Source organism: Roseovarius indicus, from assembly GCF_008728195.1.
Lineage (GTDB): Bacteria > Pseudomonadota > Alphaproteobacteria > Rhodobacterales > Rhodobacteraceae > Roseovarius > Roseovarius indicus.
The window spans coordinates 3748333-3760170 of sequence record NZ_CP031598.1; the positions used below are offsets into that span (position 1 = coordinate 3748333).

Sequence of the window (11838 nt, forward strand, 5' to 3'; positions counted from 1 at the left end):
CCATGCGCATTCTTTCCCTGGCCGCCGGGCTGACGCTGGCCCTGTCCTCGGCGCTCAACGCCGCCTCGATCCCGTCGGGCGGGCATCTCGATTTCGACGTGATCCGCAAGGGCAAGGATATCGGCGATCACAGCTACAGCTTCCAGGGCTCGGAGGGCGCGCTGACGGTGAACGTGACCACCGATATCGTGGTCAAGATCCCGCTGATCCGCGCCACGGCCTACAGTTTCCAGCACAAGAGCGTGGAAAGCTGGTCGGGTGGAAAGCTGTCCTCGGTGCGCTCGGCCACCAATGACGACGGCACGCCGCACCAGCTTTCGAGCCCGGGCAAGGGCATGCTTCCCGCCAGCCTCTGGAACGACGACATCGTCAAGGCGGGCAAACTGCTGAACACCATCGACGGCAGCATCATGAATGTGCGGGTCAGCGACATGGGCACGGAGAACGTCACCACGCGCCGCGGGCCGGTGGCCACGCATCACTATCGCCTCTCGGGCGACCTGAACCGCGACCTGTGGTACGATGCGCAGGGCAATCTTGCGCATGTGTCGTTTACGGCGGATGATGGCTCGACGGTGACCTACGTCCGCAAATAGGACCCCTGCCCGATGCGGCTTTTATACGTGGAAGACAACGAAAGGCTGGCGCAGAACACCTCTGCCAGCCTGCGCGCGAACGGTTTCGCGGTGGATTGCGTGCATAGCGGGGAGGACGCCGTGCATTCGGCCAGGTCCTATGATTACGACGCGATCATCCTCGATCTCGGGCTGCCCGATATCGAGGGGCTGTCGGTTCTGCGGTCGGTCAAGGCGGTCAAGGCGGAGGTGCCGTTCATCATCTGCACCGCCCGCGACGCGCTGGAAGACCGGATCAAGGGGCTCGACGCGGGCTCGGACGATTACATCGTGAAACCGTTCGACGCGGCAGAGCTGCTGGCGCGTATCCGGGCCGTTCTGCGGCGGCCGGGCGGCGCGCTGGGGGTGACGCTCAGCGCCGGCAACATCACCTTCGACACGGCCGGCCGGAGTGTCGAGATCGGCGGCGCCCCGGCGCGGCTGTCGCGGCGGGAGCTGGACCTGCTGGAGCTGTTCATGCGCCGCAAGGGGCGTATCCTGTCGAAGGACGCCATCGAGAACGCGCTTTACGGCTTCGACGAACCGCCCACGCCCAACGCCATCGAGGTGGCGACGCACCGGCTGCGCAAGAAGCTTGTCGATCTCGACGCCAGCGTCGCCATCCACACCTTGCGCGGCATCGGCTATTTCCTGGACGATGACGGCACGTGACGGGCCTGGCGGCGCTCTTCGGCGAGGCCCGCTCGCTTCGGCGGCGGCTCGTGGTCAACATCCTGCTGGCGGTGGGGTTCTGCTTTGCGCTGGCCTCGGTGATCCTGACCTATGAGTTCTACGAGCACCTGGCCGAGAACCGCGACGAGGCACTGGCGCGGGAGGCGGCCGAGATTGCCGGCCAGATCACCCCCGGCGCGCCCGATCTGGGGCTCGATGCCGATGCGTTGCGGTTCGAGGGCAGCGAGGGGCTTTACCGCTACACGGTCTTCGACGCGCAGCTGCGGCCTTTGGTCGGCGGCGAGGTGGCGGCCGGGCTGGAAGGCCGCCTGACCGGTGCGGCCGGCGCGGCGGGGCCGGTGTTCTTCGGGCTGGAGGGGGGCCGCGCCGCGGCCGCGCTGGCGGTCGAGCGGGCTGGCGAGCGCTATGTCGTGCTGACCTCGACCGCCCAGGGGCCGACGGGGGATGAAAGCCACCTGGCCGAGCTGATGCACGAGGTCACCGAGGAGGTGCAGTGGGTGATCCTGGGCATCGCCGCGATCCTCTTTGCCGCGATCCTGGCGACGCGCCGGTCGCTTGCGCCGCTCAGGCGCGTGTCGGGCGAGGCGGCGGCGATCGGGCCGGGCGCGACCGAGCGGCGGCTGTCGACCACGCAGCTGCCGACCGAGATCGTGCCGCTGGTGCATGCCGTGAACGAGGCGTTCGACCGGCTTGACCAGGGCTATCGGGCGCAGCGGGATTTCTCGTCGAACGTGGCGCACGAGGTGCGCACGCCGCTGGCGGTTCTGCGCTCGGCGATCGACCGGCTGGAGGACGGCCCGCTTCGGCAGGAGTTGCGGCGCGACGTGCTGCGGCTCGAACAGATGTTCGAGCAGCTGGTCGACCTGGCCCGCGCCGAGGCGCTGGGGGTGACGGCGTTCGAGGAGGTGGACCTGCACAAGGTGGCGCTTTCGGTGGCGCAGGAGATGGGCGTCGCGGCGATGCGCGAGGGCAAGCAGCTTGCCGTGACGGGCGCGACCAGCGCGCGGGTGCGGGGGCATGCCGGCCTTCTGGCGATCGCGCTCGGCAACCTGCTGCGCAACGCGATCAGCTATACCGACGGCGAGGGCGAGATCGAAATCGAGATCGGCGACAGCCCCGCCGGATGGCGGGTGATGGACCGCGGGCCGGGGATACCGGATGCGCAGAAGGCGCAGCTGTTCCAGCGCTTCCGCCGCGGTGCGACCGGCGGGCGGGATGGCGCGGGCATCGGGCTTGCCATCGTCAAGTCGGTGGCCGACGCGCATGGCGCGCATGTCACCGTGACCGACAGGCCGGGCGGCGGCAGCACGTTCTCCTTCACGTTCGGCAACGGCTGACGCGCCGTTTCCCGCCGCATCGCGCGGCTTGTAAGCCTGCCGTAAGTCTGCCGCGCGAGAGAGGGGCCAACCGTGAGTGCAACAAGCAGATTGGCCCGTTATGAGAACCGACTTCCTGACAGAGCAGAGCCCCGGCCGCGCGGCGGCCGAGCGGCATATCCAAGACGTCTATCGCGAGGTCTATGGCGCGCGGATCACCGGGTTCGCGCCGCGGCTGGTGACGGTTCGCGGGCCCGACGGCCAGATCCTCTGTGCGGCGGGGCTGCGCACCGCCAGTGACGGGTTCTTCTCGGATGCCTATCTCGATGGCGGGTTCACGCGGCACCTGCGCGGGCCGGACGGGCAGCCCGTGCCGGCGGCGCAGATCATGGAAGTGGTCTCGCTCGCGTCGATCACCCCCTTCCCCGTGCTGGCGATGCTGGACGTGATGGTCGACTGGGGCCGGGCCCGGGGCATGACCTGCGGGGTCTTCACCGCCACCACCAAGCTGCGCCGCCTGCTGGAGCGCACCGGGCTCGATTACAGCACGCTGGCCCCCGCCGACCCGGCCCGCGTGGCCGCGCCGGACAGCTGGGGCAGCTACTATGCGCATGATCCGTGGGTCTGCGCCTGTGCCGACCGGCTGTTCGCCCCCGTCGCGCTGTCGCCGCGCACCCGGGCCGCGAGCCTGCGCTGCGAGGCGTCGTGATGCGCGCGGTGTTCGACGCCCTGCGGCGCCATGCGGCCGAGCGGCCCGGAACGGTGGCCTTCCGCGACGATGCCGGGGCAGTGACCTGGCAGGAGCTTGCGGCGCGGGTGGCCGGGCTTGCCCGCCGCCTGGACGACGCGCCCCAGACGATCGCCCTCGCCGTGCCCGGCGGGATCGATTACGTGGTGGCCGACCTTGCGCTGACGCTGGCCGGCAAACGGCAGGTGCCCCTGCCCTTCTTCTTCAGCCCCGAGCAGACCGGGCACATCCTGACCGAATCGGCCGCCGAGGCGGTGATCGGCGCCGACGCCGGTGCCTTTGCCGGCTCGCCCCTGATGGTCATCCCGCCCCGCGCCGCGCCGGTCGGCGCGCTGCCGGATTATCCCGGTGGGGCCGAGCGGGTCATCTATACCTCGGGCTCGTCCGGCCGGCCCAAGGGCGTGATCATCGGCGACCGCCAGCTCGATGCCTCGCTTTCCGCGCTTGGCAGGGTGGTCGGCGCCAGCACCCGCGACCGGCACCTGTCGGTCATGCCCCTGCCGCAGCTGCTTGAGCAGATCTGCGGCATCTTCCTTCCCATCCTCGCCGGGGCCGAATGCGTTCTGCGCTTCGACGCCACGCGCGCCCTGCTGGGCGGGCCGCTCGACGGGCTGACCCGCGCGATGGAAGAGATCCGGCCCACCACGAGCCTTCTGACCCCGGGCATCCTGGGCCGGTGGGTGGCGGCGCTCGAGCACGCGGGCGCGATCGCCCCATCGAGCCTGCGTTTCGTCGCCGTTGGCGGCGCGGCGTCGCCCCCCGCATTGATCCGCGCCGCCGAGGCGGCGGGCCTTCCCGTGCACGAGGGCTATGGCCTGTCGGAATGCTGTTCGGTGGTTGCCATGAACCGCCCCGGCGAGAACGCGCCGGGCACGGTGGGGCCGGTGCTGGACGGGATCGACCTGCAGATCGTCGATGGCGAGATCACGGTGGCCGGGCCGACGGTGATGGACAGCTACCTCGGCGGCGCGCCCGCCCCCGCGCGCTGGCATACCGGCGACCTGGGCCGGCTCGAGAACGGGCGCCTGGTGGTCGAGGGGCGCAAGGACGCGCTGCTGGTGACGCCCGCGGGGCGCAACATCTCGCCCGAATGGGTCGAGGCGCGGGTGAATGCCGACCCGCGCGTGGTGAGTTCGGCGCTGACCCTGCGAAGCGACGGGGCGCTGGTGCTGATCGTGGTGCAGGCCGCGCCGGTCACGACAGCGGAGATCGCGGCGCCCCTGGCCGACCTGCCCGCCTATGCCCGGCCCGAGGCGCTGATCCTCACCGACCTGTCCGAGCCCGACCTGCTTTTCCCCGCCGGAACGCCCAACCGCAAGGTGGCCGCCGCCCTCGCCGAACGCATCGCGGCGGTGCCCCTGCCGCCCCTTCAACAGACCGAGAGACTGGCCTCATGACACAGCAAAAAACCGCTCTCATCACCGGTGCCGGGTCGGGCATCGGCCGCGCGCTGGCGCTGGAAGCCGTGCGCCGCGGCTATGCCCCGATCCTTGTCGGGCGCACCGAAGGCAGCCTGCTGGAGACGCAGGAACTTTTCCCCGGCACGCGCGCGGTGATCGTCGTGGCCGATGTCACGTCGTCTGAAGGCCGGCGCCGCATTGCCGGGGCGGTGGGCCAGCGGCTCGACGTGCTGATCAACAATGCCGGCACGCTGAGCGTCGGCCACCTGGGCGACATGGACGACGCCGCGCTCGACCGGATGGCGGCCACCAACCTCGTGGCGCCAATGGCCCTGACGCGCGATCTTCTGCCTGCGCTTCGGGCGGCCCGGGGCCGCGTGGCCAATATCGGCTCGGTCTTCGGCGATATCGCCTATCCGTTCTTCGCCGCCTACTCGGCCACCAAGTTCGGGCTGCGGGGCTTTTCCGACGCGCTTCGGCGCGAGCTTTCGGGGTCGGGCGTGGACGTGACTTATGTCGCCCCGCGCGCCACCCGCACCGCCGCCGAGGCCGAGTTCGCCGCGCTGGTCGAACCGCTGGGCATGACCCTCGACAGCGCCGAGCGCGTGGCGTCGGAGGCCTGGAGCGCCATCGAGGCCGGCCGCCGCGAAAGCTTTCCGCGTGGCAAGGAACGGCTCTTCGTCAAGGTGCAGCGGCTGTTTCCGTCGCTGGTCGACCGGTCGGTGGGCGCACAGGCCCGTGACGCGCGCACGCTGCGCGCGCTGGAGCCTGTAAGCAAGCCGTAAGCGCACGCCGTTAAGCCGCGGGGCAGCACATCATCAAGGGACTTCGAAACATGAGCTACAACGTCATCCGTGCGACCGAGACCGGCGCGACCGACATCACCGCGGACGTCATCGAGCAGACCCGCGCCTATCTCGAGCGCGACGGCTGGGCGCTTCTGCGCGGCTTCAGGACCGACATGAACGGGTTCAGCGACCTGACCGCGCAGCTTTGCACCACCATCACCTTCGACCCGGCGCGCGAATATTCCGAGAAGAACACCCAGAAGGTCGATGCCGGGCTGGGGCCGATCGGGCTGCATATCGAGAACGGCAACACGCCGATCTGCCCCGATATCGTGGCGTTCTACTGCACCCGCGCGGCCTTCGAGGGTTCGCAGACCACGATCTGCGACGGGCGCGCGGTGTTCGAGAGGTTCGACGCGGCCCAGAAGGCGCGCTGGGGCCAGAAGATGCGGGTGAAGCGCAACCTGCCCGAGGCGCTGTGGAAGCGCTACCTTGCCAACGAGCACCCCGCGATCAGCCGCCCCGAGGAGGTGACGGAGGAGCATATCCAGCAGTTCAAGGCCGCCATCCCCGGGCAGGATTTCACCCTGCGCGACGACGGCTCGATCGATTACGAGCTGACGGTGTCGCCGGTGCGCCCCTCGGCGCTGGCCAACGGCCAGGCCTTCGCCAATGCCATCCTCGGCCCGTCGCACAATTACGAGCCGCCGCACTACACGCTCGAGGACGGCTCGACGGTGACGCCCGACGAGATCGAGGCGCTGCGGGAACTTGCCGAAAGCTGCACGGTCGAAATCAACTGGCAGGACGGCGACATCGCGGTCATCGACAACACCCGCGTCATGCATGGCCGCCGCGCGATCAAGGACGCGGACCGCGAGCTGTTCATCGGCATGGGCCGCGTCTGAGTGAAGTGGTCCCGGAAATCCGGACAGCTCAGCGGCTGAACCAAGGCGTATCAAAAATCGGTGGGCCAAACCTTCGATGAACTGGAACGGCGCGGTCTAATCCGAATGGAGAAACGGTAGCACCTTGGTTCAGAAGGATTTGGCAAAGCCGCTCACTGGGCGCTCTGCGAAAGGCCAACCGATGACGGCAGACCGTCTGACCACAGCTTCCGACACTGGACCGAGGAAGAGCAAACCCCCCGCACACATATCGTGCCTATGCGTCACAGAAACCGTGCAGCCGGGTGACGTGAACCACCGTGCGGGCCGTGCACCGTCACAAGAATTGTGACATATCGGCCCGCGCAACCGTCGCAAGAAACAGGACGTGTATGCATTTAGCCATGGGCATTAGCTCTTACCAAAGACTTACGCCCGTTACCAACCGTTACCATTCACGGTTGGTAGCGCGGTCATGCTGCCGTTACGTCCGTTACCACCCCTTACAGGGGGTAACGGCGGCAACGCTGACCCCAGCCGGACGACCGGCAATGACTTCATGGCCCCGTAAGATGATATTGACGCTAACCCACTGAAAACTTAAGAAATGACTATCATCAAGGTGCATAACATATGGCTAAGGTACATGAGATTGGGCAATATACTGTCCACGAGAGTATAGATGGCAAGGGACCCGTTTTCATCACCTTCGCACCGTTGAGGCTGGCAAGTAAGCAAACTCCCTTTGGCGCGGAAATCTTCAAGAAGCATGGGTTAAATTATCTTGCGGTCGTGCCGGAAAGTAATTGCTGGTATCAGCACAGAGAAATCACTGACGTCATTTCACTTCTGGATGATTTGGCAGGTGACCGAAAGCGCATTGGATATGGGTCATCGATGGGCGGCTTTGCTGCCTTGAACTGGTCGGACATGCTCAAACTCGATAGGGTTGTAGCTGTCGTTCCACAATTTTCCATTCAGTCTAACCGGGCGCCCTGGGAGAATAGATGGAGAGAGGCAGCGGCCAAGCTGCAATTTTTTCACGACCGCATTGGTACGTTTGAGATCAACATCCCGGTGAGCGTACATTGCAGCAAAGAGGTGCGGGATCAGCGGCACGCAAGGCACATAGCAAAGCATGCACCTAACATGGAACTGCATCATTATCCCGAGTCACCGCACAATGTTCTTGGATATTTGAAGCAGACAGGACGTTTGTCCCAGTTTGTACGGGATGAAATTCTCAATTGTTGAAGCCTGTAACCTACAACCTGACTTGTTGAGCTCAGGATCAATAGCCAGTTGAGCCTCCCCATCTGAATTGGTCCACCGTCATGGTCAGGAAGGGGAGGACAGAAAATGGCGAACACGCGACACAAGCCAGGGGAAACAGGTCAGAAGCTGAGGCAGATTGAGGTGCCCCTGGATTTGTAGACGCTTTGCCCCCTTACTTTGAGGCGAGGAAGCCGAGATGGGGACAAGCACCTAAAGCGACAAGTTCAAGCGGGACTTCGAACACCAAAAGCATCAATACCTTTCAAGATGTCAGGCGAATTCCCCTCGAACGAAGAAGGTATGGTGCCCCCAGAGAGACTCGAACTCCCGACCTACTGATTACAAATCACTGTCAAGATGAATGATTTCAATGACTTAGCAGTTTTCTAGTGATTTAAGACTGTGTTGGATATCAATAGCTTAGGGAAACTAGTCCGAAAGCAAACTCTCTACAGCATCCACCCGCGCCGACGCCTCAGCTTCGAGCCGCGCAATCTCGGCCTCGTCGCCGTGCGCAACGGCCCGGCTATATGCCCGCTCATCTTCGTCCGACCCGAAGGACGCCTCCGCACGCATGAAGCTGCGTTTCTGCGCCTGGTGCATAGCCGCGCGCTCTTCGGGGGTCATGGCCTTCACACGCTCGGCGGCATCGGCCATCATTTCTTCAAGTGTTGCCATCGGTCGGCCTCCATTACTGAGATTGGCCAAGATCGGCGCCGCACCTGATGCATGACACGCTCTCGTCAAGCTTGGCCTTCATCGGAACGTGGTCGCCACGCTCACACATCGCGCGATGCTTCTTGACCAGATACTGCGGATCGGTGCGCATTGCCTCGTATTCCTGCGGAGTGATCATCGGTCGGCCTCCCCGTAGATCTCGTCGTGTATCCGCTCCACGTCCTCCTTGGTCACGTTTGGTGCGCTGTCCATCATCTGACCGTAGGCGAAGCTGATCCTCTGGTCGCGGATTTCAGCGGCAGTCATTCGACCTCGCCGCCGCGCCATTCTTAGATATTTGATGAGTGCGCGTGAGCGCTTTGGACGGTCTTTAAATATCACGATTGGGCCCCTCCTTAACTGAGATTTAGATCGTGAAACGCCTTAAGAAACTTGCGCTTTGCGGTCTGCGGCGACCAAGGATCAATACTGATCCCAAGGCGCGGCTCCGGCAGGCACCAATCACGGGGTGGGCTCGCCATGATCTGCGCCGCTTCATCCGCGAGAATTGCGCTATCAACACGCTTCACTTCAACTGGGATTGGCCATGTCAAGCCGAACGCCTCAGCGACTGCGCGTTCAACAGATTCTTCTGCCTCCTTGTAGCCACCAATAAACGGCTTCACGGGGCGAGGAACATCAACTAAGTACGCCTCAGATGCGTCATGTAGTAGTCCCCAAAGTCGAAACTCCTTCGGCACATTCCTGGACACAAGAACGGAGTGTTGCGCCACCGAGTAGAACTCACGACAGTGACCAGCATACCGGCACAGGTTCGACAGCGCGTGCGCGATATCTTCAATCTTGACCTCGGACGGCCTAGGGTCCATTGGCCAGAACGCCAACCCGGTAGCCGTTTGCATCCAGTCGCCTCGTCTCTGCTCGCCCATATCTTCTTCTCCTAGTGTGGTTCTGTAGAAATGCCGGCCCAGTGATCCGGCTTCGCCCGCTGCGCGGTTCCGACATACTTTATCACAAGATCGCGCACCCACGAGGTTTTCAGTGTGCCAGTCTCAAGACCAAGAATGCCCTCGGCCGTCTTTACCACTTCGCGCGGCGGCCGCTTCGGGACGGCGTGCCACTCGCGAATGATCGCGTCCGCCTGCTTGTCGGTGTACTGGATTGTCGCGGGCCGGCCGTGTGTCTGCACTACCGGCACGTCCAATGTGCGCGGCTTCTGCCGGCGAAACTCTGAAAGCTTCGCATCGCTGTCGCAGATGACGGGCTCGTGACCGATGACCTGGAAGGCGATGCCCCCGCCCTCGGCAGCTGACAGGATCGAGGTCATGTCGCTTTTCTTCATCAGGCCAGGCTGGGCGAAAATCACGGTGTCGCCATCGCGGATCGCGAGGCCGGGATACTTCACAAGAAACGGCAGATCATCAGGCGCATAGACCTGTTCGGCCCCCGCCACGAGAAGCGATGCGCGCTGCTCTTTCGTCCCGAATCCAACTTTCATGGGCGGACGATAGCCGGGTTTTTCTACAGGTTGCAGCATTTTCTACAGTTTCCGAATTGACTTGTAGAAAAGGTACTGTAGATTGTAGATAAGTCAACTGTAGAAAAGTAGAGGACACTCAGATGCCGAAGACACACGCAGAAGCCGCCACTGAGCCGCATGCCACTGTGCCGCTCTCAACGCTCCGCTGGTGGCGCGAGTTGGTTGACCTGAACCCAGCCGATCTGGCTCCCCGCCTAGACGCTCAGATCGAGCGCCTTGAGCAATCCAAGTAGAGGGAACCCAAATGCCTGACCAATCCCGAGGACTATACAATAAATTCCACGTCGAGCGGACGGACGGCAAGTCCGCCCCCGGTGAGGAGCATGACGGCTGCGAGTATTTCGTGCTGGACATCACGCATGACAAATTCGCCCGCGCTGCCCTGTCCGCTTATGCCGATGCCTGCGAGGCGGATTACCCGCTTTTGGCCCGCGACATTCGCGCCAACTATCTCGATTGAATCAGAGGACGGTCCTGCAATCAGGGCCGACACCCGTGTTCTTCGCAGGCTATCAGCGTTTCCGCCAGCCATCCCGCGAACGGCCGTTCATTCTCGATCAGGTAGTCGACAGTGCTTTCGTCAATCTTGGGCGGCTGGCGCTGCACGTCCTTGAACTGCGCCGGGCTGCCAGGCCGTTCCTCGACATCGAACCAGTCAGCGCAGCCAGTCAAGAAGCACATCGCGCAGGCTATCGTCGTCCATCGCGTCCACATCGTTCCGTCTCCTGTCGCCTTCCTCAAGCGTCTGTAAGCGCCCCTGAGCGCCCTCAACAGCCTCGCGGGCCTCATGGTCCCGCACGGCGTCTGAACGCAGCCACGCGGCGCCTGTGGCGGCGAGGGCCAGCATTCCGGCCACCACCCCCGCCAGTACTATGCCGCGTGATACGCCCAAGGCGCTGGCGAGCTGGGCAATCAATGCCAGCCCCGCCAAAGCAGGTATGCCGCAAAGGCGATGATCGCCAAGACGGCCGCAGTCTGGGCGACGGGCGCCAGATCGCCAAGCAGTTGGGTTGCGGCCGGTACGTTTTCGATGGCCACGGCCGTGGCGGCCGAAGCGACGGCGCCGGTGGCGGCTTTTACCGGCGGCTTGCGTGTATTTTCGTTGGGCAGATTGGTGGCCGTTTGCTTCCAACGTGTGCCCCACTCCCGACGCGGCCCCATGTCGATGTGCATGAAGCCCGAGGCCGGATAGAAACCGAAGCCCTGGAAGCCGACGGCGCGGGCAGCTTCCTCGAACCGGATGGGATCGTGATTGTCCATCCTGATGTCAAAGGCTTCTCCCAGCATGTGCTTTGAGTGCTTTGCCCCACCAACTGCGCGATTGTGTTCCGGGCTCCGATAGGCGCTTACGACAATGAGCGGCCGGCCGAGCTGATTGCGCAGCTGCTGCAGCATGTCCATTGCCCGCGTGTTGAGCTTCAGCTCGCCCTCGCGCTTGCTCGCCATTTCCCGCGGCGAGAAGTTAGCCCAGGGCCATTCATCTTCCGGCCATTGGGTGAAGTGGTCATAGGATTTCAGCATGTCAGCCTCCTGTGCCGAAGATCAGTTGATGAATTTGCTCACGAAAAAAGAGCAAGGCATTGATGATGACGAGCCCAACAAAACTGAAGACGGTGAACGCTGGGCGGGCTGCGCCACGCCAGGGTGCGTTCTGGGTCATCTTCCTTGCCTCAATAGCTGCTTGATATCCTCGGAAATGATGTCCAGCTTGCCGGTGATCTCCGCCTTGTCTTCGGCACGGCCCTTTTCCAGCCGAGCCACCTCCTCGCGACGCCGATCCTCTTCGCGCTTGATGTCCCTGCTGTTGAGTGCACCTCTTGCCTCGAGGCGGAATAGCCACCCGAGCGATACGACCGCCGCTGCGATGACATGCCAGAATTTGCTGATGAACTCTTCCAT

The 11838-nt window shown here is 64.1% G+C and carries 19 protein-coding genes; 9 read left to right on the forward strand and 10 right to left on the reverse strand.

Annotated features, from left to right (window positions below; translation table 11 throughout):
• Positions 1-2: 2 nt before the first annotated feature.
• The 8 genes from RIdsm_RS17965 to RIdsm_RS18000 all read left to right on the forward strand — a co-directional run bounded on the left by RIdsm_RS17965 (position 3) and on the right by RIdsm_RS18000 (position 7700).
• Complete coding sequence (locus RIdsm_RS17965; protein ID WP_057819944.1) at positions 3-596, forward strand: DUF6134 family protein; 594 nt, start codon at positions 3-5, stop codon at positions 594-596.
• A gap of 12 nt (positions 597-608) precedes the next feature.
• Positions 609-1286 (forward strand): response regulator transcription factor, encoded by a 678-nt coding sequence (locus RIdsm_RS17970; RefSeq protein ID WP_057819942.1) that lies wholly within the window; start codon positions 609-611, stop codon positions 1284-1286.
• The gene (locus RIdsm_RS17975; protein ID WP_057819940.1) at positions 1283-2644 is read left to right on the forward strand and encodes a sensor histidine kinase; all 1362 of its coding nucleotides are present in this window, start codon (positions 1283-1285) and stop codon (positions 2642-2644) included. The genes RIdsm_RS17970 and RIdsm_RS17975 overlap by 4 nt, the downstream gene beginning before the upstream one ends.
• Before the next feature lie 100 nt (positions 2645-2744).
• Positions 2745-3332: a thermostable hemolysin gene (locus RIdsm_RS17980; RefSeq protein WP_057819938.1), complete on the forward strand. Its 588-nt coding sequence runs from the start codon at positions 2745-2747 to the stop codon at positions 3330-3332.
• Positions 3332-4768: an AMP-binding protein gene (locus RIdsm_RS17985; protein WP_057819936.1), complete on the forward strand. Its 1437-nt coding sequence runs from the start codon at positions 3332-3334 to the stop codon at positions 4766-4768. The genes RIdsm_RS17980 and RIdsm_RS17985 overlap by 1 nt, the downstream gene beginning before the upstream one ends.
• Positions 4765-5556 carry an SDR family NAD(P)-dependent oxidoreductase gene (locus RIdsm_RS17990; RefSeq protein ID WP_057819935.1) on the forward strand — a complete coding sequence of 264 codons (792 nt, stop codon included), beginning with the start codon at positions 4765-4767 and terminating at the stop codon, positions 5554-5556. Before RIdsm_RS17985 ends, RIdsm_RS17990 begins: the two co-directional genes overlap by 4 nt.
• 50 nt (positions 5557-5606) lie before the next feature.
• Positions 5607-6467, forward strand: a complete 861-nt coding sequence (locus tag RIdsm_RS17995; RefSeq protein ID WP_057819933.1) for a TauD/TfdA family dioxygenase — start codon at positions 5607-5609, stop codon at positions 6465-6467.
• Positions 6468-7079: 612 nt separating this feature from the next.
• Complete coding sequence (locus RIdsm_RS18000; protein ID WP_057819931.1) at positions 7080-7700, forward strand: alpha/beta fold hydrolase; 621 nt, start codon at positions 7080-7082, stop codon at positions 7698-7700.
• A 450-nt stretch (positions 7701-8150) separates the two neighbouring features.
• Here the strand turns inward: RIdsm_RS18000 and RIdsm_RS18005 are convergent, their stop codons facing one another.
• The 5 genes from RIdsm_RS18005 to RIdsm_RS18015 form a co-directional block, all read right to left on the reverse strand.
• Positions 8151-8399, reverse strand: coding sequence for a hypothetical protein (locus RIdsm_RS18005; RefSeq protein ID WP_074940770.1), 249 nt, complete (start codon positions 8397-8399; stop codon positions 8151-8153).
• A 13-nt stretch (positions 8400-8412) separates the two neighbouring features.
• The gene (locus RIdsm_RS30210) at positions 8413-8577 is read right to left on the reverse strand and encodes a hypothetical protein (protein WP_160325883.1); all 165 of its coding nucleotides are present in this window, start codon (positions 8575-8577) and stop codon (positions 8413-8415) included.
• On the reverse strand, positions 8574-8705 hold the full coding sequence (locus RIdsm_RS30765; protein ID WP_268874613.1) for a hypothetical protein: 132 nt from the start codon (positions 8703-8705) through the stop codon (positions 8574-8576). Before RIdsm_RS30765 ends, RIdsm_RS30210 begins: the two co-directional genes overlap by 4 nt.
• 89 nt (positions 8706-8794) lie before the next feature.
• On the reverse strand, positions 8795-9328 hold the full coding sequence (locus RIdsm_RS18010) for a hypothetical protein (RefSeq protein WP_057819928.1): 534 nt from the start codon (positions 9326-9328) through the stop codon (positions 8795-8797).
• An 11-nt stretch (positions 9329-9339) separates the two neighbouring features.
• Positions 9340-9936, reverse strand: coding sequence for a hypothetical protein (locus tag RIdsm_RS18015; RefSeq protein ID WP_143100569.1), 597 nt, complete (start codon positions 9934-9936; stop codon positions 9340-9342).
• A gap of 247 nt (positions 9937-10183) precedes the next feature.
• Here RIdsm_RS18015 and RIdsm_RS18020 point away from each other — a divergent pair, with 247 nt between their 5' ends.
• A complete protein-coding gene (locus RIdsm_RS18020) occupies positions 10184-10399 on the forward strand; it encodes a hypothetical protein (RefSeq protein ID WP_074940768.1) in 216 nt (71 codons plus the stop codon).
• A gap of 20 nt (positions 10400-10419) precedes the next feature.
• Here RIdsm_RS18020 and RIdsm_RS18025 read toward each other — a convergent pair whose 3' ends face one another.
• The 5 genes from RIdsm_RS18025 to RIdsm_RS18040 are packed head-to-tail and all read right to left on the reverse strand — an operon-like array spanning position 10420 to position 11838.
• Positions 10420-10611, reverse strand: coding sequence for a hypothetical protein (locus RIdsm_RS18025; RefSeq protein ID WP_143100568.1), 192 nt, complete (start codon positions 10609-10611; stop codon positions 10420-10422).
• Positions 10595-10855, reverse strand: coding sequence for a hypothetical protein (locus RIdsm_RS18030; protein ID WP_143100567.1), 261 nt, complete (start codon positions 10853-10855; stop codon positions 10595-10597). The genes RIdsm_RS18025 and RIdsm_RS18030 overlap by 17 nt, the downstream gene beginning before the upstream one ends.
• Positions 10852-11460 carry a YcbK family protein gene (locus RIdsm_RS18035; protein WP_057819921.1) on the reverse strand — a complete coding sequence of 203 codons (609 nt, stop codon included), beginning with the start codon at positions 11458-11460 and terminating at the stop codon, positions 10852-10854. The genes RIdsm_RS18030 and RIdsm_RS18035 overlap by 4 nt, the downstream gene beginning before the upstream one ends.
• 1 nt (position 11461) lies before the next feature.
• On the reverse strand, positions 11462-11599 hold the full coding sequence (locus RIdsm_RS30215; RefSeq protein WP_160325882.1) for a hypothetical protein: 138 nt from the start codon (positions 11597-11599) through the stop codon (positions 11462-11464).
• On the reverse strand, positions 11596-11838 hold the full coding sequence (locus RIdsm_RS18040) for a hypothetical protein (RefSeq protein ID WP_057819919.1): 243 nt from the start codon (positions 11836-11838) through the stop codon (positions 11596-11598). Before RIdsm_RS18040 ends, RIdsm_RS30215 begins: the two co-directional genes overlap by 4 nt.